The sequence below is a fragment of the Actinomadura luzonensis genome (assembly GCF_022664455.2).
Classification (GTDB): Bacteria; Actinomycetota; Actinomycetes; order Streptosporangiales; family Streptosporangiaceae; genus Nonomuraea; species Nonomuraea luzonensis.
On the sequence record NZ_JAKRKC020000002.1, the window covers coordinates 2,357,781 to 2,376,280 of the forward strand.

An 18,500-nucleotide genomic window follows, 5' to 3' on the forward strand; every position below is an offset into this window, starting at 1 on the left:
AGGGGTGGCCCCGTAACGTTCGCGCGTCTCGCGGCTCTGTAGGTCCATGCGCCACGCGAGGGACACCTTGGTCACCGCCCGCCCCGGCACGCTCGAAGGGACGGCCGAGGTGACGGAGTTCGCCCGCGGCTGCTTCCGCGACGACGGGGGCGGCGGCGGGAGACGGATGGGCGTCGAGCTGGAGTTCCTGGTCTACGACCGGTCGGACCCCGGGCGGCACGTCCCCATGGCCGAGACGGCGCGGGCGCTGCCGCCGCTGCCCGGCGGCAGCCGGGTCACGTTCGAGCCCGGCGGCCAGCTCGAACTGTCCGGACCGGCGGGCCCCCTGCCCGAGGCCGTCGCCGCGCTGGCCGGCGACCTGAGCGTGACCCGCCGCGCGCTGGCCGCCGGCGGCCTGGCGCTCGCCGGGGTGGGCCTGGACCCGGTGCGCCCGCCCCGCCGCCAGCTCCGCCTGCCCCGCTACGAGGCGATGGCCGCCTTCCTCGGCGGCCCGTACGGACCGCTCATGATGTGCTCCACCGCCTCCGTGCAGATCAACCTCGACCTGGGGGAGCGGCCCGCGGCCCGGTGGGAGCGGGCCCACCTGCTCGGGCCCGTCCTCACCGCCGCCTTCGCCAACTCCCCGCTCACCGGCGGCCGCCCGAGCGGCTGGATGTCCGGCCGCCAGGCCGTCTGGGAGCACCTCGACCCCACCCGCACGGTCCCCGTCCCGGCCTCCGCCGACCCGGCCGCCGCCTGGGCGGAGTACCTGCTCGACGCCCGCCTCATGCTGGTGCGGGAGGACGGCGACCGGTGCCGGCCGGTGCGCGACGGGTCGAGGTTCCGCGACTGGCTCGGCGGGCGCGTCCCCGGCCGCCGGCCCACGGCCGCCGACCTGGCCTACCACGCCACCACCGTGTTCCCGCCGGTCCGGCCGCGCGGCTGGCTGGAGGTCCGCTACCTCGACGCCCAGCGGCCGGCGGACTGGCCGGTGTCCGCGGCGGTCACGTACGCGCTGGTGATGGACGACCGGGCGGCCGACGCCGCGCTGTGCGCCGCCGAGCCCTGCCGCGCCCTCTGGACGCCCGCCGCCCGCCGCGGCCTCGCCGAGCCCCGACTCGCGCGCGCCGCCGAGGCGTGCTTCCGCGCCGCGCTGGAGGCGCTGCCCCGGCTCGGCGCCGGCCCCGCGCTGACCGGGGCGGTGGCCGCCTTCGCCGACCGCCACGTGACCCCCGGCCGCTCGCCGGCCGCCGACCTCATCGATTCGCACGCGTCAGAGCCCGGCCGCCCGCCGGCCTGGCTCGCCGGAGGAGAGACCGCATGACCGACGTCAAGGAACGCATCGCCGCCCAGCTCCTCGCGGTGCGCGACCGTTCGCTCGCCTACACCGCCGCCGAGGACGACCTGCTCGTCCGCCAGCACTCGCCGCTGATGTCCCCGCTGGTGTGGGACCTCGCCCACGTCGGCAACTACGAGGAGCTGTGGGTGCTGCGCGCCGCCGCCGGGATCACCCCGCTCCGTCCCGAGATCGACGACATCTACGACGCCTTCAAGACGCCGCGCAGGGACCGGCCGTCGCTGCCGTTCCTGCGCCCGGCCGAGGCCCGCGACTACATCGGCGGCGTGCGCGGCCGGGTGCTCGACGTCCTGGACGCCGTGGACCTGGCCGACCCCGACCCGCTGCGCCGCGACGGGTTCGTGTTCGGCCTGGTCATCCAGCACGAGCACCAGCACGACGAGACCATGCTGGCCACGCTCCAGCTCTCCGGGCGGCCCGGCGTGGTGCGCGACGGCGCCCTGCCGCCCGGCCGCGTCCCGGCCGGTCCCGGCGAGGTGTACGTCCCGGCGGGCGAGTTCGTCATGGGCACCGGCGACCTGCCGTGGGCCTACGACAACGAGCGGCCCGCGCACCGCGTGGAGCTGCCCGCGTACTGGATCGACCGGCTGCCCGTCGGCAACGCCGCCTACGCCGCCTTCATCGAGGACGGCGGCTACCACGACCCCCGCTGGTGGACGCCGGAAGGGTGGCGGTGGCGGCAGGAGCACGGCGTGTTCGCCCCGCTGTTCTGGACGCGCGACGGCGGGACCTGGTGGCGCGAGCGCTTCGGCCGCACCGAGCCGGTGCCCATGGACGAGCCGGTGCAGCACGTCTGCTGGTACGAGGCCGACGCCTACGCCCGCTGGGCCGGCAAGCGGCTGCCCACGGAGGCCGAATGGGAGAAGGCCTGCGGCTGGGACGCCGCCGCCGGCCGGGCCCGCCGCTACCCGTGGGGCGACCAGGACCCCACCCCCGAGCTGGCCAACCTCGGCCACCGGGCGGCCCGCCCCGCGCCGCTCGGCGCCTACCCGGGCGGCGCGAGCCCGTACGGGGCCGAGCAGATGGTCGGGGACGTGTGGGAGTGGACCTCCACCTGGTTCCAGGGCTACCCCGGCTTCCGCGCCTTCCCCTACCGGGAGTACAGCGAGGTGTTCTTCGGCCGGGAGTACCGGGTGCTGAGGGGCGGCTCGTGGGCGGCCGACCCCGCCGCCGTCAGGACCACGTTCCGCAACTGGGACTACCCGATCCGGCGGCAGATCTTCACCGGCTTCCGCTGCGCCCGCACCGCCGCGCCGCCGGAGCGCGGCTGATGTGCCGGCACGCGGCCTGGCTCGGCGCGCCCCGCCCGCTGACCGCGTTGATCCACGAGCCGCCGCACGGGCTGCTGCGGCAGTCGTACGCGCCGCGCAGGCAACGGCACGGCACCGTCAACGCCGACGGCTTCGGCATGGCCTGGTATCCCGCGCCCGCGCAGGACCCCGTCCGCTACCGCCGCTCGATCCCCATCTGGGCGGACGCCAACCTGCCCGGCCTCGCCCGCGTCGCCGCCTCCGGCTGCCTGCTGGCCGCCGTGCGCTGCGCGACCACCGGGATGCCGGTCGAGGAGAGCGCCACGGCGCCGTTCACGGAGGGGCGCTGGCTGCTCAGCCACAACGGCCGCGTCGCCAGGGACGCCGTGCGCGGCCTCGCCGACAGCGCCGAGAGCGCCTGCGACTCGGCCTGGCTCGCGGCCGCCGTCTTCCAGCGCCTCCGCGCCACCCCGCTGCCGGGGGACGCCCCGGCGCCGTTCGCGGGGGACGTCCCGGGCCCGCTGCCGGGGGACGTCCCGGCCTCGTCGCTGGTGCTGGGGGACGTCCTGGCCGAGGTCGTCACGGCCGCCGCCGCCAAGGACCCTGACGCCCGCCTCAACCTCCTCGCCACCGACGGCACCACCCTCGCCGCGACCGCCTGGGGCGACACGCTCTTCCACCGCCGCCGGCCCGACGGCGTCCTCGTGGCCAGCGAACCGCTCAGTGACGATCCCGGCTGGCGGCCCGTACCCGACCGCAGCCTCCTGCTCGCCGGCCCCGGCGACCTCCACGTCCGACCGCTCTGACCACCACTCCAGGAGACCCTGTGACCGCCACCACCGGCCGTTCCGCCGTGCGCCTGACCAGCCACCTCGACCCCGACCACCTCCGCCTGGCCCTTGAGCACGACGTCCGCACCGGTCTCGCCGCCACCCCGAAGTGGCTGCCGCCCAAGTGGTTCTACGACAAGGCGGGCAGCGACCTGTTCTCGCAGATCACCCGCCTGCCCGAGTACTACCCGACCCGCCGCGAGCTGGCCATCCTCCGCGCCCGGGCGGCCGGCCTCGCCGCCGCCAGCGGCGCGGACACCCTCGTCGAGCTGGGCTCCGGCACCAGCGAGAAGACCGTCCTGCTCCTCGACGCCCTCGCCGCGGCCGGCACCCTGCGCACCTACACCCCGGTGGACGTCGACGCCGCCACCCTCACCGCCGCCGCCCGCCGCCTGGCCGCCCGCTACCCGGGGCTCGCCGTCCGGGCGGTGTGCGCCGACTTCGAACGCCACCTCGCGCTGCTGCCCCGCACCGGCCGCCGCATGGTCGCCTTCCTCGGCGGCACCATCGGCAACCTCGACCCGGACGCCCGCCGCGTCTTCCTCAAGGAGCTGCGCGCGAACCTCCGCCCCGGCGACACGTTCCTGCTCGGCGCGGACCTGGTCAAGGACCGGGGGCGGCTGGTGGCCGCCTACGACGACGCGGCCGGGGTCACCGCCGCCTTCAACCGCAACGTCCTGCACGTCCTCAACCGCGAGCTGGACGCCGCCTTCGACCCGGACGCCTTCGCCCACGTCGCCCTGTACGACGAGCGCAACGACTGGATCGAGATGCGGCTGCGCGCCACCCGCCCGATGCGCGTCGCCATCGCCGCCCTCGGCCTGACCGTGGACTTCGCCGCGGGCGAGGAGATGCGCACCGAGATCAGCGCCAAGTTCCGCCCGGACGGCCTGCGCGCCGAGCTGTCCACCGCCGGCTTCACCCTCCGCGAGTGGCACACGGACCCGTCCGGCGACTTCGCCCTCCTGCTCGCCGCCGCCTGACTCACGCCAGCCCGAACACCGTCGTCGTCCCTGCCGGGGCGAACGTGATCGCGCCAGGGGTGCGGAGCGCCGCCGCGCCGGGGCCGCCGTTCCCGGCGGGGAGCGGGATCCGGGTGGCGTCCCCCGTCCACCACGGGGCGCTCAGCACCGTCAGGCCGTCACCCGTCCTGACCGTCACGAGCAGGGCCTGCTCCAGCGCGATCGCCTGCTCGGGCCGGCCCGCCGCCGGCAGCGTCACCTCCTGCGGCAGGCCCGCGAACGGCTCGTACCGGAACGTCCTCGTCGCGAGGTCGCTCACGACGCGGCCGGTCGCGGTGATCGCGAGCTGGTGCTCGCCCGGCTGCCACGCGAACTGCTCCAGCCCGGTGTGCTGGGCCAGCAGCCTGCGCTCCCCGGGCGTCGTCACGGCCAGGGCGGCGCCGTCGTCCGACACCGCGGCGTCGGCCTCGCCGGGCGCGACGCCCGCCGCCCGCTCGTCGCGCCAGCGCTCCTTCCCGGTGCCCGGGTCGAGCGCGACGACCGTGACGCTCATCGTGCGCCGTTCCGCCGACCGGGCCCACCGCTCGACGTCCACGCCGCACGTCATCAGCACGGCGACCACCTCACGCAGCCCCAGGTGGGTGGTGAGCACACATCCGGGCGGCACGTCGTAGACCCAGCGCGCGGCGCCCGCCGCGAGCCCCCAGCCGGTCAGCCGCCGCGCCCCGGTACGCGTCACCAGGCCCCGCGAGTGCAGCACGGCCTGCTCGGCGAAGCGCGCCGGCCGCTCCGCCTCCGAGCGGACCTCGCCGGTGACGGCGTCCAGCAGGACCGTGCGCTCCCCGTACGGCGAGCCGAACCCCACCAGCACCGCGCCCCCGTCGGCCGCCCCCAGCAGGCGGACCGCCCGGGCGGCCGGGCGGCGGTAGTGCCAGCGTTCCCGGCCGGTCGCGGTGTCCACGGCGACCACGCCGTCCGCCACCAGCACCGCGACGCCGTCGCCGGCGGGGACCGCGTCCCGTACCGCGCCCGGCGCCGCCCAGCGCCAGGCGACGTGCGAGACGGACGCGGGCAGCCCTGCCTTCGTCCCCGCCGGTCGCGCCGTGGTCGCGTGCACGGGCAGCGACGTCACCGCAAGCGCCACCCCCACCATGAGCACCCCTCCGGCGACCGCCCCCGCCGCCGCCCTCGCCGTGGCGCCCGCACTCACGGGACGCCGTCGCCCGATCACCATCGGCACCACCGCGACGACCGCGACCGACGCCCCTGCGGCGTAACAGGTGACGCCCACCCCTGGCACCCCGTCGGCCAGCCCACCGCCCGCCTGCCACCAGCCGTACCCGGCCGCCAGCACCATCGAAGCCCCCGCCGCCACCCCCGTCGCGACCCGCTCGCGCACCGCCAGGGCGACCAGCAGCGCCGTGCCCACACCCAGCAGCCCGACGGCCACGACCGGCACCCGGACCCCCGCCACCCACTCCAGGCACCCCCACCAGGCCCCGCCCACCCCCGCGACCGCCAGCCCGGCCCCGAACCAGCCCCGACGCTCCCTCACGACAACCCCCTCCGCGGACCACCGGCAAGCCAACGCGCCCGCTGTTGCGGATCCGTTGAGGATCTGTTGAGTCGCCTGGCGAAGAAGCCTCCTGCTCCTGCCTGGCGGGGTCCCTTCGGCGGACCGCCTGCGCAGCGCCCGCGACCTGCTGGGGCGCGGGTCTCAGGAAGCCCCGCCGCTCTCGGCGATGACGCGGACGGCGTACGCCTGCGCCGGCGGCCCGCACCGCTCGAAGACCTCGCCGATCGCGGCGCGCAGGCCCGGGAGGGCCCAGTCGGCGGGGAGCAGGTCGGCGGGGAGGGGCGGGACGCGCAGGGTGTCGACCAGGGCGCCGCCGAGGAGCCGGACGTAGGCGGCCAGCGTCTCGCCGGTCGGCTCGGCGGGCGGGGTGTGGTCGCGGGCGGCGCGGCGCAGGCGGTCGGCGTGGGCGCGGAAGCGGGCGTTCAGCTCGGCGAGGTCCCAGGCGCGGTAGGCGATCTCGGCGGCGTCCCGGGTGGGGAGGCCGACCCGGCCGTAGTGGACGGTGCCGTCCGGGGGCGGGGCGCCGAGCTCGGCCTCGAGGCGGGCGCGGCCGTCGGCGGGGGAGATGAGCACGCCCGGCTGCATCTGGCCGTAGCGGGCGAGGGCGGCGGCGCGGCGCAGCCGGTCGCGGTAGGCGCGCTGCGGCTCGGGGATGCTGTAGAAGACGGCGTGGAAGTAGCCCTCCCAGGCGGGCGGCGGGGCGACCTGCGGGGCCTGGGCGCGCCGGAAGTCGGCGAGGAAGCCGCCCGCCAGCCGGTAGTCGGCGGCCCGGCCGCGTGGAGTGGCCGACAGCAGCCCGTCGCGGCGCATCCGGGCGATCAGCGAGCGCGCCGCGCCCTCGGTCAGGCCGAGGTCGGTGAGCAGCCGCACCAGGGCGACCCCGGGCAGTTCCTCGCGGCGCGCCACCCCGTACAGGAACGGGACGAGAGCGACATTCGGTCCTCGGGAGACATGGGCAGAGCTGCCTCCATCTGTTACGCTTCCACTCACGTTCGTGAGCATACACGGCACATATGACGACAGTGAGGCGACGATGGCCGAGACCACCAACGCACGCGGCGGCGGCAGGAGCAGGGCGATGCTGGCGAACCTCGCCCCGTCGATCCTGTTCGGGGTGGTCCTGCCGTTCGTCACCTACGGGATGCTGACCGACCGGGGGGTCGCACCCGTCACCGCGCTCCTGCTCTCCTCGCTCTGGCCGGCCGCCGACGTGGCCCTCTACCTGGCCGTCAAGCGGCGCGTGGACGAGTTCGGGCTGATGATGCTGATCCTGCTGATGCTCGGCGCGCTCAGCTCCCTCGCCTACAACAGCACCGAGTTGTTCTTCATCAAGGACTCGGCCATCACCGGGCTGCTGGGGCTGACGTTCCTGGGCAGCCTCGCCCTGTCCCGGCCGATCATGTTCTACCTGGGACGCAAGTTCGGCAGCGACGGCACCCCCGAGGGACGGGCCCGCTGGGACGGCCTGTGGCAGTACCCCGGCTTCCGCCGCATCCAGTACCTGCTGACCACGGTGTGGGGCGTGACGTTCCTGCTGGAGGCGGCCACGCGCATCCTGCTGACCCGCCTCCTGCCGACCGCGACGATGCTGCTGGTCAACAACGTGCTGCCGATCGTCGTGGTGGCCGCCCTGGTGACCTGGACGTTCTTCATGGCGAAGCGGGGACGGGCCCGCCAGGCCGCCGCGGCCGTCGCCGCTCAGGCGTCACCGGGGCCCTCCTGAGCGGCGGCGGGAATCACTCGATCAGGTCGCAGAGGGCCCGGCCCATGTCGTCGCCCAGCATGCCGAGAGCCGTCTCGGCGCGGGAGGCGAGCACCAGCGGCGGCACGCCGGCCACCAGGTCGGCGTGCGCCAGCCGGTCGAGGGCGGCGCCCACCAGCGGCGCCGTCACCCGCAGCGCCGGCTGCAGCGCGACGCCGCCCGTCGAGCCGCCGTGCAGGACGATGTTGCGGCTGCGGTAGAGGCGGCGCAGCGAGCCCTCCACGTGACGGCGCACCCGTCCGAGGACGTGACCGGGATCGGCGAGCAGCGCCCGCATGCGGGTGATCGCAGCGATGTCGCTCCTGCGCCGCCAGGAACGTTCCAACGGCAGCGAGTTGCCCGCCGCCAGCTCGGCCGCGACCAGGACCGCGCGTTCGCGGTTGGAGCCGCAGCGGTCCAGGCGTTCGGCCAGGTCGCCGCCGCTGACCCGGCGGATGCGGTGGGACAGCGCGGTCAGCTCGGCGCGCGGCCACGAGCACGTGACCAGCGCGGCGGCGCGGGAGGCGGCGACGACGCGTTCGCGCTCGTCAGGGTCGCGGGCCTCGGTCAGCAACGACTCCAGCGCGCTCCAGCCGCCCGCGACGGCGGGGGCGAGCGGGCCGTGGTTGAGCGCGGAGGCGAGTTCGAGCGCGTCGTCCACGGCGCTGCGCCGGCGGTCGCCGAGACGTTGCGGCTCGGCGCCGACCAGGTAGAGCTGGCGTTCGGCGGCCAGGGACAGCACGCGGGCGCCGCGCGCGGGCATGCGCAGCGGCATCGCCTGGTTCTGGTTGAGCACGACGGCCAGGTCGAACGGCGTCACCAGGGAGGTCGAGACGAAGCGAGCCCGGGCCTGGAGGCGTTCGACGAGGTCCGCGACGATCTCCAGGGCGCGCTCGACGTCGCGGGCCTCCACCTCGTAGGACAGGGCGCCGGCGATCGGCGCGGTGGTCTTGGCGCCGGCGGCGGCCATGAGATCCTCGGTCTCGCGCACGCCGATCCAGTGGGGCAGGCCGGTGGTGCGCTTTCTGTGCCGGTGCAGGTCGGCGAAGGGGACGAGGATCTTCCAGCGGGTGGGCCGCGTGGTCAGCAGGGCGGCGGCCTCGGTGATCAGGTCGGCGGCCGACAGGGTGAGCCGGCCGTCGCGGATCCAGCGGTCGAGGCCGTTCATGCTGTGGCCGCTGTCGAGCAGGTGGGAGGCGATGAAGCGGGCGGCCTTCTCCGGCGGCGGCGGGTTCGTGCCGGCCACGCAGGCCGCCCAGCGGTCGAGGTAGCCGGGGCGGCCGAGGTCGATGAGGTGGCGGAGCTTCCTGCGGCCGTCGCCGGCGACGGTCAGCGTGCTGCGCAGGCACTCTTGCAGGCCGCGCCGGTACGCATTGGTGCCGAGCGCGGGATCGTCGCCGAGCAGGCGCTCCAGTTCGCGCCGCTGCCAGTCGACCGCCGACTGCGACAGCACCCGGCGCTCGACCCAGGCGCCCGCCTCGTACAGCTCCTCCAGGGACAGGAAGGCGCCGACGTCCCAGAGCCGGCGTGGCCAGGGGGTCGTCAGGTCGCAGAAGTTCATGATGCGCGCGGCGACGTGCTGGGAGTAGGCGGAGGAGGCGTCGCGCCCGGGGGGTGGGGTGTGCATGCGGCGACCTTGCGAGTGAGCCGGGGGGACCGGAGGCCAGTGTGACTACCGTCAGCATAAGGTAGCGGCACGCTGCGTGTTCGTTGTACCATCGAAGCAGACTAGTCCGGGGCTGCGGCCCCCCAGAGGGCGTGATCACCGCGATCACGCCCTCTGTTTTTACGTCAAGCGCGGATCGGGTACGGGACCGCGCTCGCCGCCCCACAGATGGTCATCGGATGTATGTTCCCGAGAACCGGTCAGGGTCTGTACATATCCGGCCACAGTGGCTTATACATGGGACCTCTGTTAGGTTTCGCGCATGGACATGGACCGCATCGACGCGCACCACCACGTGTGGGACCTCGCCGCCCGTCCGCACGCCTGGCTCGACCCCGAGCCGATGGCGCCCGTGCGGCGCACGTTCACGCTCGACGACCTCGCCGGGCCCGCCGCCGCGGCCGGGATCACCCGCACGGTGCTCGTGCAGGTGCTCGGCGACCTCGCGGAGACCCGCGAGTTCCTGGCCCTCGCCGCCGCGTCCGACCTGGTCGCGGGCGTGGTCGGGTGGATCGACCTGACCGCGCCCGACGCCGCCGACACCCTGGCCGCGCTGCCGCCCGGCCTGGTCGGCGTGCGCCACGGCGTGCAGTCCGAGCCCGACCCGGCCTGGCTGGGCCGCCCCGACGTGCGCCGCGGCCTGGCCGCCGTCGAGGCCGCCGGGCTCGCCTACGACCTGCTCACCCTGCCGCACCAGCTCCCCGCCGCGATCGACGCGGCACGGGCGTTGCCCGGGCTCACGTTCGTGCTCGACCACCTGTCCAAGCCGCCGATCGCGGCGGGCGAGCTGGAGCCGTGGCGCGGCCGGATGAAGGAGCTGGCCGCGCTGCCCAACGTGTACTGCAAGCTGTCCGGCCTGGTCACCGAGGCCGACTGGCGGACGTGGACGGTCGCCGACCTGCGGCCGTACGCGGAGGTCGCGCTGGAGGCGTTCGGCCCGGAGCGCGTCATGTTCGGCTCCGACTGGCCGGTCTGCCTGCTGGCCGCCGGGTACGCCGAGGTCGCCGGCGCCGCCGCCGAGCTGTGCGCGGGCCTGACCGAGGGCGAGCGGGCCGACGTCTTCGCCGGCGCCGCCCGCCGCGCCTACAAGCTGCCCTAGGACACCCGGAAGGTGGTGTGGTAGGTCCGCGACTCCAGCGGCCCGAGCCAGATCATGCTGCCGTCCTCCCGCGCCGCCGCGTCGCCGGACACGTGGTGCGTGGACGGCTCCAGGCCGACCGCGTAGTTGCCCGAGCGCAGGTTCAGCCACTCGAAGAAGTACGGGAACTCCGCGGCCGGCCACTCCACCGACACCTTCATCCCGAGCCGGTCGTTGGCCACCGCCACCCGGTGCAGGCCGTCCTCGCCGGGCACCAGCGCGTGCTCGTACACCTGCTCCACGAACCCGGGCACGGGGCCGGGGAAGGTGACGTGGTCGGCCTTCTGCTCGGCGACGCTGTCGCTCCGCCACACCGTCTCGCGGATGTCGGCCTCCAGCCGGGCGCCCTCGTCCAGCAGCGGCCAGCCCAGGTTGATGTGGTAGAGGAACATGTGCGGCGTGGGCTCGAAGCCGGCGTTGGATACCGTGTCGACCAGCCGGATCTCGTTCCCGCCGAGGTCGGCCTCGATCCGCCGGACCAGCCGCAGGTTCTCGGCGAAGACGGCCGCCTGGCGCACCTCGCCCTCGGCCCACAGCACGCAGCGCTCGTCCTCCCACCGCTCGCCGTAGCCGGTCAGCCGGGCCGGCAGGTTCGCCGCCCGGCCGTGCAGCCCGTGCCGCACGCTGGCGCGCGGCGGGTAGCGGTAGCCGCCGGCGGGCACCTCGCCGCCGAACAGCGTGTGGTCCAGCCCGGCGGTGACGATCAGCCCGGAGAACGAGCGCAGCCACGACAGGCCGTCCTCGTCGTTGTTCTCGTGCAGCCCCGGGTGGCGGAAGCCGGTGGGGGAGCGCCAGCCGAACGAGCGCCCGGCGTGCTCGGCGTGCCCGATGTCCATGCACCGGTCCACCAGCACCTCGAACGCCAGCCCGGTGCCGGTGCGGAACTCCAGCGCCCGCACGCCGCGCTCCACCCCGTCGCCGAGCGTCACCAGCCGGACCCCGCCGGCCGCGCTCAGGTCACCGGTCAGCTCGGCCAGCCGCCTGCGGTCCGGCGTCATGCCATCACCCACCCTCCGTTGACTTCGATGGTCTGGCCCGTCACGAACGAGGCGTCCGGACCGGCGAGGAAGGACACCACGGCCGCCAGCTCCTCCGGCGTGCCGCGCCGCTGGAGCGCCTGCCGCTCCAGCACCATCCGGTTGTAGGCCGCCAGGTCCTCGTGGATCGCCTCGGCGGCCGTCGGGAACGCGCCGGGCGAGACGCAGTTGACCCGGATCTCGCGCGGCCCCAGCTCGCGGGCCAGCGCCCGGGTGAGGGCCGCCGCCGCGCCCTTGGTGGACACGTACGCGGCCAGACCGGCCCAGCCGCCGTGCATGGTGATCGAGGCGACGTTCACGATCGCGCCGCCGCCGAGCCCGGCCATGTGGCGGGCCGCGTGCTGCGCGCACAGCCAGTAGGCGCGCTGGTTGACCGCCACGACGTCGTCGTACTCGGCCAGCGGCACCTCCAGGAACGGCCGGGCCGGGTAGATCGCGGCGTTGTTGACCAGCACGCCGACCGGGCCCAGCCGGGCGGCGGTCTCGGCGAACGCCGCCTCGATCGCGGCCGGGTCGCGCAGGTCCACGGCGAGGCTCAGCGCGCCCGTGTCCTTGACGTCGAGGTCGAGCGCCGCGACCTGGTGGCCGTCGGCCGTCAGGCGGCGGACGATCGCCGTGCCGAGCGCTCCGGCCGCGCCGGTGACCAGCGCCGTGCTCATGGGTGATGCCTCCATTCCTCACGCAGGTCACCCAGCAGGTCACGGGCCGGCGCGCGGGCCAGCAGCCCGTCGCGGATCAGCGCCGACGAGCGCTCCTGCAGGGCGATGTAGCCGGGGAAGCGCGGCCTGATCCAGGCGGCCTCCAGCGTGGCCAGGGTGTCGCGGTGGAAGGGCCCGCCCCGTTGCCAGGCGGCGAGGGCGGCGGGCTGGCCGCCGGCGGACGGGAACAGCTTCGTCTGCACCGGCTCGGAGGTCAGCCGCAGCAGGTGCGCGCGCACCGCGTCGCGGAGCTCGCCGATCCGGCGCCGGGAGACGGCGAGGCCGGTGCCGCCCAGCACGCTGCCGGGCGGCCGGCCGGGCCAGGCGGGCGCGTCGCCGAACGCCAGCGGGTAGGTGACGTACCCGTACAGGAGGGGGCAGAAGTCGGCCTCGCCCGCCGTGATCGCGTCCAGCACCCCGATCGGGTTGCGCACCGAGAGGCCGGGGTCGGACAGCGCCAGCAGCTCCGCCATCAGCTCCAGCGCCCGCAGCCCGGCCGCCTCGTCGCGGAACCCGCCCTCGCAGAGCGCGCAGAACATGAGGAACGCGTGCGGCCCGCCGAGGCACAGCGCCATCCGCGCGCCGCCGCGCGCCAGCGCGGCCACCTCGGGCCAGGCGGCGGGCACCCGCAGGCCGGGACGGGCGGCGGCGACCTGCGCGGCCGCGTCGAGCGGCAGCGCCCACTGCCGGCCGTCCAGGCGGTAGCTCTCCCAGGAGCGGCCCGCGAAGCGCAGCCCGGCCAGCTCCTCCGGCGCGAACAGCTCCTCCATGGGCGTCAGCGCGTCCACGGCCGCGCCCAGCCCGGGATGGTCGATCACCAGCACGTCGTAGGTCCCGGCCAGCTCCGCGATCGGCTCGGCCTCGAAGCCCTCCAGCGGCTGGCGGTCCCACACGATCGGCTCGGGCACCTCGCCGTACGGGTTGCCGCCCGCGAGGTCGAGCCGGGTCAGCTCGTCCAGCGGGCCGTAGCCGCGCGGGTGGTCCCAGGTCAGTCCTCGCATGCCAGCACGCCCTCCGCGACCAGCTCGGCCGTGCGCTCCTCGGGATAGCCCAGCTCGGCCATCAGCTCGCGGGTGTGCTCGCCGACCAGCGGCGCGCCCCGCCGCACCTCCGGCGGGCTGGCGCTCAGCCCGTACGGGAAGCCGGGCGTGGTGACGGTGCCCTCCGTGCGGTGCTCGTAGGTGACGAACGAGCCGTTGTGCGCCACCTGCGGATCGGCCACCAGGTCGGCGTAGCCGTACACCGGGCCCGCCCACAGGTCGTGCCGGGCGCAGATCTCCAGCCACTCGGCGGTCGTGCGGTCCGGCAGGCGGCGGGCCACCAGGGCGGTGATCTCGTCGCGCCGGGTGTGGCCGTCGGCGTCGCCGTCCATCCCGGCCAGCTCCGGCAGGCCGAAGGCGACGGCGAGCGCGTCCAGCCGGGGCATGCCGAGCGCGATGAAGCCGTCCTTGGTGGCGAACACCCCGTACGGGGCGCGGATGTAGGTGTGGCCGTGCGGCTCGCGCCCGCGCCGCTGCGGCACCTTGCCGACGGTGAAGACCGACAGCTCCTGCATCTGCACGGCGATGGCCGCGTCCAGCATGTTGACGCTGACCCGCTGGCCCTCGCCGGTGCGCTCGCGGTGCAGCAGCGCGGCCAGCGCGCCCTCGAAGGCGCTGTAGGCGGTGATGGCGTCGATCGCGTACGTGCCGGCCGGCGCGGGCGGGTCGCCGTCGCGGCCGGTGCTCAGCATGGCGCCGCTCATGGCCTGCAGCAGCAGGTCCTGGCCGGGGCGGGCGAGGTAGGGGCCGCTCTCGCCGTAGCCGGACATGGAGACGTAGACCACGCGCGGGTTGAGCGCGCTGATCGCGGCGTGGTCCATGCCGAGCCGTTCGGCGACGCCCGGCCGGTAGTTCTGCAGGAACACGTCGGCGGTGGCGGCCAGACGGTGCGCGATCTCGCGGCCCTCGGCGGACTTGAGGTCGACCGCGAGGCTGCGCTTGTTGCGGTTCAGCGACAGGAACGAGGCGTTCACCCGGTTGCCCGTCGCGCCGCCGGCCGGGGCGTGGCGCTGCCACTCGCCGGTGACCGGCTCGACCTTGACCACGTCCGCGCCGAGGTCGCCGAGGCGCATGGCGGCGAGGGGGCCGGCCATCGCGATGGACAGGTCGACGACGCGGTAGCCGTCCAGCACGCCCATGTCAGCGCCCCTCGAAGACGGGCTCGCGGCGGGCGGCGAAGGCGGCCCGGCCCTCGGCGGCGTCGGCGGTCGCCATGCAGACGGTCTGCAGGTCGCGCTCGTACTGGATGGCCTGCTCGAGCGGCATCGAGTAGGCGGCCCGCAGGTTGGCCTTGGCGGTCTGGGCGGCGATCGGCGGGCGGGCGGCGATCCGGCCGGCCAGCTCGCGGGCCGCGGGCAGCAGCTCCTCCGGCGGGTGCACGGCGGTGACCAGGCCCCACTCCCGGGCGCGGGCCGCGTCGATCGGGTCGCCGGTCAGCAGCATCGTGGCCGCGTTGCCCGGCCCGACGCAGTGGGCGAGCAGCGCGGACTGGCCGCTGCCGCCGATCCAGCCGAGCTTGATCTCCGGCGCGGCGAACGTGGCCCCGGTCGCGGCCAGCCGGATGTCGCAGGCCAGGGCCAGCTCCAGGCCGCCGCCGTAGGCGTACCCGTGCACGGCCGCGATGATCGGCGTGCGCAGCGCGCGTACGGCGTCGCCGTAGTCGCCGCGGTTGCGGAACTCCCACGGGGTGGCGTACGCGTCGAGCTCGCCGATGTCGCTGCCCACGCAGAACGAGCGCTCGCCCGCGCCGGTGAGCACCGCCGCCCGCACGGCCGGGTCGGCGTCGATCCTGGCCAGGCAGGCGCGCAGGGCGTCGGCCATGGCGGGGGTGATGGCGTTGAGCTTGGCGGGACGGTTCAGGGTGACGACGGCCACCGGGCCGTCGACGTCGAGGAGGACGTCCAAGGGTGAGAGCTCCTAGCAGCAGAGACGGACGTGCTGCTCGGCGTCGGCGCGGGCGACCTCGACCACCTCGCGCATGGCCTCCTCGGCCTTGCGGTGGTGGCGGCGCCTGATGGCCACCGCGACGCGCTCGTGCCCGGGCAGCGTTTCCTTGTTGTGCGCGACCGAGCGGGTGTGCACCTGGCGCACGGACCGCAGGGCGATGCTGATCATGTCGTAGACGTAGAGGAGGAGGTCGTTGTCCGCGGCGGCGAAGATCGCCTGGTGGAAGGCCAGGTCGGCCTCGATGAACGGCTCGGGGTCGTCGGCGGTGGCGTAGAGCGCGGCCAGGGCCTCGTCGATGCGCCGCACCGCCTCGGCGTCGGCCCGCTCGGCGGCCACCCGCGCCGCGCCCGGCTCCAGCGCCACGCGCAGGTCGGCCAGCACCCGGATGTCGTCCGGGCGCGGCTCCGGCTCGAAGCGCCAGCTCAGGACGTCGGCGTCGAGCAGGTTCCAGGAGGCGCGCGGGCGCACGATCGTGCCCGCGCTCCGCCGGGTCTCCAGCAGCCCCTTGCCGGCCAGCACCTTCACGCCCTCACGGACCGCCGAGCGGCCCACGCCGAGCTCGCCGACGAGGTCCTCCTCGATGGGGATGGACGTGCCGGGAGCCAGCTCGCCGCCCACGATGCGGGTGCCGAGCGCGTGCGCCACCTGGACGTGCCGGGCGGCCTGGGGATCGGTTGCCACGCACGGCACGTTAGCCGTCCCACGCCGAATTTCCTAGCCTTTCATCAGATGAAGTTCCGATTTCATCGGATGAAAGGGGGTGCGGGTGTACGCGGGCCGGGGCGGCGTACCGCGGCGGGCGTAGCCGGGCCGCCTTCCCGCGCCCGATGACCGCCGCCCGTCCCTGAGGCACGGTGGAGTCCTGACCACCGGAAGGGGACAAGCCATGGAATATCCGGATCTGCGGGGCAAGGTCGCGCTGGTCACCGGCGGCTCGCGCGGCATCGGTCTCGGCACCGCCCGCGTCCTGGCCGGGCAGGGCATGCGCGTGGCCGTCAACGGCCGCGACCCCGCCGCCCTCGCCGCCGCCGTCAAGGAGCTCGGGGACGGCGCGATCGGCGTGTCCGCCGACGGCACCGACTTCGCCGCCGTCGAGGCCATGCGCGCCGAGGTCGAGCGGCGGCTCGGCCCGGTGGACGTGCTGGCGGCCTTCGCCGGGGGCGGCACCGGCCGGCCCGTGCCGCTCGACCGGCTCGGCGAGGACGACTGGCACGCCACCCTGGACGCCAACCTCACCTCGACGTTCCTCGTGCTCAAGAGCCTCCTGCCGGGCATGCGCGAGCGCCGCGCCGGCTCGATCGTCACCATGGCGTCGCTGGCCGCCCGCGTGCCGACCGGCGCCTCCGTCGCCTACACGGCCGCCAAGGCCGGCGTGATCGCGCTGACCCGGCAGCTCGCGCACGAGCTCGGCCCGCTCGGCGTCCGGGTCAACTGCGTGTCGCCGTCCACGGTCATGACCGAGCGGCTGGCCGGGCGGATGCCGGAGGAGCAGGAGCGGCGGCTGGTGGCCGAGCACCCGCTCGGGCGGCTCGGCACGCCGCTCGACGTGGCCAACGTGACCGCCTTCCTCGCCTCGGACGCCTCGTCCTGGCTGACCGGGCTCACCATCGACGTCGCGGGCGGCAAGTGGATGCCCTGACCCCGGGATGACCAAGGTCCCTGGCGAAGGTCCTCCGGGGACGGGCCCTAGTGCTCTGCGATCCGGACGGCGAAGACGATGTCATGGAGGTGTCAAAGAAACGCTCGGAAACAGCCGGAACGCCCCCCAAGAGGAGCCCACGATGGCCACCACATACCGCCACCAGCACGCCGTCCACGCCGAGACCGCCGACGCCAGGAACCCCGTCGAGTACGTCTGGGCCGCCGCCCGGATCGCGATCGGCTGGATCTTCCTGTGGGCCTTCCTCGACAAGACCTTCGGCTGGGGCTTCGCGACCCCCGCCGCCAAGTCCTGGATCAACGGCGGCAGCCCCACCACCGGCTTCCTCAAGGGCACCGGCGAGAACGCGCTCGGCGGCTTCTTCAGCTCGCTCGCCGGGCAGGCCTGGGTGGACTGGCTGTTCATGCTCGGCCTCGCCGGCATCGGCCTCGCGCTCGTCCTCGGCGTCGGCACCCGGATCGCCGCGCTCGCCGGCACCGCGATGCTGGTCCTCATGTGGGCGGCCGAGCTGCCCCTGGCCAACAACCCCTTCCTGGACGAGCACCTCATCTACTCGATCGTGCTCATCGGCCTGGCCCTGGCCGACGCCGGCGCCACCTTCGGGCTCGGCAACCTGCCCGTCGTCCGCGACCGCGCCTGGCTCAAGTGACCCGGTCCCCCCGATGCCCGGCCCCGGGAGGGGCCGGGCATCGACGTGTTCAAGCCGCCGGGCGGCGGCGTTTACGAAGGTTCTCCCAGTCCCGGGTGGTCTCCAGCAGCCGCTCCCGCAGCCGGTCACCGAGCAGGTGGACGGCCGCGCGGGTGGAGGCCGCGGCGGCCCGGGCCCTGATCAGCCGTCCCTGGACGTCCAGGACGGCCTCCGCCGTGCGCTCCTCCAGGCGGCCGGGCGCGGCGGCGAGAGTGACCCTCGCGGCGAGCACGGGCTCGTGCGCGAGCCGGGACAGCGCGGCGACGGTCTCCCTGGCGCGCCGGACGTCCCCGGGCCTGATCCCGCCGCGGATCCTGACCTGGACGTCGGCGGGGTTCAGGGCGATGGACCTGTGCCTCATGCCTGAGCACCTTCTTCGCGTTGCGAATGGTGCTACCACACTCTGACCAGTGACGACGGGGCGGCCAGGGACCTACGTCCCGCCCGCGGCGGGACCTTGGGCCCGGCGTCGCGGCCGGTCAGGAGGCGGCGTCCACCGGCACCAGCTCGAAGCCGTTGACGAACTCCGGCCGGATGCGGATGACCTGGTCCATGCCGCCCTGCACCCACGGGTGCAGCAGCTCCTTGAACCGCGCGACCTCCTCGGGGTCCTCCACCAGGCGGGCCACGCCGGTGACGATGACGCTCCAGCCGAGCCGCTCGTACGGGTCCAGCTCGTCGGCCTCGAACGCGACCACGGCGGCGGCGGGCGCCACCTCCCTGCTCAGGACCGTGCCGGGGTTGCTGCGGATGACGACCTGCCCGTCCACCACGAGGTGGTTCACCGGCCGCACCGCGGGGAGCGCGTGCCGGGTGAAGACGACCCGGCCGAAGGGGACGCTCGCCAGCCGCCGCAGGGCCTCGGTCTCGGACAGTTCCTTCAGGTCTCGGGACGCCGTCATCCGGAACCGCCCATCAGGTTACACATCAC

At 75.3% G+C, this 18,500-nt stretch carries 19 protein-coding genes; 8 read left to right on the forward strand and 11 right to left on the reverse strand.

Annotated elements, in window-relative coordinates; all coding sequences use genetic code 11:
* Positions 1–46 precede the first annotated feature (46 nt).
* The 4 genes from egtA to egtD are packed head-to-tail and all read left to right on the forward strand — an operon-like array spanning position 47 to position 4,399.
* Entirely contained in the window at positions 47–1,303 is a 1,257-nt protein-coding gene (gene egtA, locus MF672_RS41330; RefSeq protein WP_242376536.1) for an ergothioneine biosynthesis glutamate--cysteine ligase EgtA, read from the forward strand.
* Positions 1,300–2,607 (forward strand): ergothioneine biosynthesis protein EgtB, encoded by a 1,308-nt coding sequence (gene egtB / locus MF672_RS41335; protein ID WP_242376537.1) that lies wholly within the window; start codon positions 1,300–1,302, stop codon positions 2,605–2,607. Before egtA ends, egtB begins: the two co-directional genes overlap by 4 nt.
* Entirely contained in the window at positions 2,607–3,392 is a 786-nt protein-coding gene (locus tag MF672_RS41340) for a class II glutamine amidotransferase domain-containing protein (RefSeq protein ID WP_242376538.1), read from the forward strand. The genes egtB and MF672_RS41340 overlap by 1 nt, the downstream gene beginning before the upstream one ends.
* A 20-nt stretch (positions 3,393–3,412) precedes the next feature.
* The gene (gene egtD, locus MF672_RS41345) at positions 3,413–4,399 is read left to right on the forward strand and encodes an L-histidine N(alpha)-methyltransferase (RefSeq protein WP_407654800.1); all 987 of its coding nucleotides are present in this window, start codon (positions 3,413–3,415) and stop codon (positions 4,397–4,399) included.
* Between the two features lies 1 nt (position 4,400).
* Here the strand turns inward: egtD and MF672_RS41350 are convergent, their stop codons facing one another.
* Both MF672_RS41350 and MF672_RS41355 read right to left on the reverse strand, forming a co-directional pair.
* Entirely contained in the window at positions 4,401–5,933 is a 1,533-nt protein-coding gene (locus MF672_RS41350; RefSeq protein ID WP_242376539.1) for an outer membrane protein assembly factor BamB family protein, read from the reverse strand.
* A 162-nt stretch (positions 5,934–6,095) separates the two neighbouring features.
* The gene (locus tag MF672_RS41355; protein WP_242376540.1) at positions 6,096–6,860 is read right to left on the reverse strand and encodes a PaaX family transcriptional regulator C-terminal domain-containing protein; all 765 of its coding nucleotides are present in this window, start codon (positions 6,858–6,860) and stop codon (positions 6,096–6,098) included.
* 88 nt (positions 6,861–6,948) lie between these two features.
* On the opposite strand from MF672_RS41355, the gene MF672_RS41360 reads away from it, so the two are divergent.
* Positions 6,949–7,677, forward strand: coding sequence for a VC0807 family protein (locus MF672_RS41360; protein ID WP_242376541.1), 729 nt, complete (start codon positions 6,949–6,951; stop codon positions 7,675–7,677).
* A gap of 13 nt (positions 7,678–7,690) precedes the next feature.
* Here the strand turns inward: MF672_RS41360 and MF672_RS41365 are convergent, their stop codons facing one another.
* Complete coding sequence (locus tag MF672_RS41365; RefSeq protein ID WP_242376542.1) at positions 7,691–9,322, reverse strand: hypothetical protein; 1,632 nt, start codon at positions 9,320–9,322, stop codon at positions 7,691–7,693.
* Between the two features lie 301 nt (positions 9,323–9,623).
* On the opposite strand from MF672_RS41365, the gene MF672_RS41370 reads away from it, so the two are divergent.
* A complete protein-coding gene (locus MF672_RS41370) occupies positions 9,624–10,460 on the forward strand; it encodes an amidohydrolase family protein (RefSeq protein ID WP_242376543.1) in 837 nt (278 codons plus the stop codon).
* Here the strand turns inward: MF672_RS41370 and MF672_RS41375 are convergent.
* Genes MF672_RS41375 through MF672_RS41400 form a run of 6 tightly spaced genes read right to left on the reverse strand, consistent with a single transcriptional unit; the run spans position 10,457 to position 15,902 of the window.
* Positions 10,457–11,497, reverse strand: coding sequence for an aldose 1-epimerase family protein (locus MF672_RS41375; RefSeq protein WP_242376544.1), 1,041 nt, complete (start codon positions 11,495–11,497; stop codon positions 10,457–10,459). The genes MF672_RS41370 and MF672_RS41375 overlap by 4 nt on opposite strands.
* Positions 11,494–12,195 carry an SDR family NAD(P)-dependent oxidoreductase gene (locus tag MF672_RS41380; protein ID WP_242376545.1) on the reverse strand — a complete coding sequence of 234 codons (702 nt, stop codon included), beginning with the start codon at positions 12,193–12,195 and terminating at the stop codon, positions 11,494–11,496. The genes MF672_RS41375 and MF672_RS41380 overlap by 4 nt, the downstream gene beginning before the upstream one ends.
* Positions 12,192–13,235 (reverse strand): type 2 periplasmic-binding domain-containing protein, encoded by a 1,044-nt coding sequence (locus tag MF672_RS41385; protein ID WP_242376546.1) that lies wholly within the window; start codon positions 13,233–13,235, stop codon positions 12,192–12,194. Before MF672_RS41385 ends, MF672_RS41380 begins: the two co-directional genes overlap by 4 nt.
* On the reverse strand, positions 13,223–14,413 hold the full coding sequence (locus tag MF672_RS41390; RefSeq protein WP_242376547.1) for a CaiB/BaiF CoA transferase family protein: 1,191 nt from the start codon (positions 14,411–14,413) through the stop codon (positions 13,223–13,225). The genes MF672_RS41385 and MF672_RS41390 overlap by 13 nt, the downstream gene beginning before the upstream one ends.
* Before the next feature lies 1 nt (position 14,414).
* Entirely contained in the window at positions 14,415–15,179 is a 765-nt protein-coding gene (locus tag MF672_RS41395; protein ID WP_242376548.1) for an enoyl-CoA hydratase/isomerase family protein, read from the reverse strand.
* A gap of 12 nt (positions 15,180–15,191) precedes the next feature.
* Positions 15,192–15,902 (reverse strand): FadR/GntR family transcriptional regulator, encoded by a 711-nt coding sequence (locus tag MF672_RS41400; protein ID WP_242376549.1) that lies wholly within the window; start codon positions 15,900–15,902, stop codon positions 15,192–15,194.
* 205 nt (positions 15,903–16,107) lie between these two features.
* Here MF672_RS41400 and MF672_RS41405 point away from each other — a divergent pair, with 205 nt between their 5' ends.
* Together MF672_RS41405 and MF672_RS41410 are read left to right on the forward strand one after the other, a co-directional pair.
* Complete coding sequence (locus tag MF672_RS41405) at positions 16,108–16,860, forward strand: SDR family NAD(P)-dependent oxidoreductase (RefSeq protein WP_242376550.1); 753 nt, start codon at positions 16,108–16,110, stop codon at positions 16,858–16,860.
* 142 nt (positions 16,861–17,002) lie between these two features.
* Complete coding sequence (locus MF672_RS41410; protein WP_242376551.1) at positions 17,003–17,530, forward strand: DoxX family membrane protein; 528 nt, start codon at positions 17,003–17,005, stop codon at positions 17,528–17,530.
* Between the two features lie 49 nt (positions 17,531–17,579).
* Here the strand turns inward: MF672_RS41410 and MF672_RS41415 are convergent, their stop codons facing one another.
* Positions 17,580–17,930: a hypothetical protein gene (locus tag MF672_RS41415; protein ID WP_242376552.1), complete on the reverse strand. Its 351-nt coding sequence runs from the start codon at positions 17,928–17,930 to the stop codon at positions 17,580–17,582.
* Between the two features lie 118 nt (positions 17,931–18,048).
* Positions 18,049–18,471 (reverse strand): pyridoxamine 5'-phosphate oxidase family protein, encoded by a 423-nt coding sequence (locus MF672_RS41420; protein ID WP_242376553.1) that lies wholly within the window; start codon positions 18,469–18,471, stop codon positions 18,049–18,051.
* Positions 18,472–18,500 lie beyond the last annotated feature (29 nt).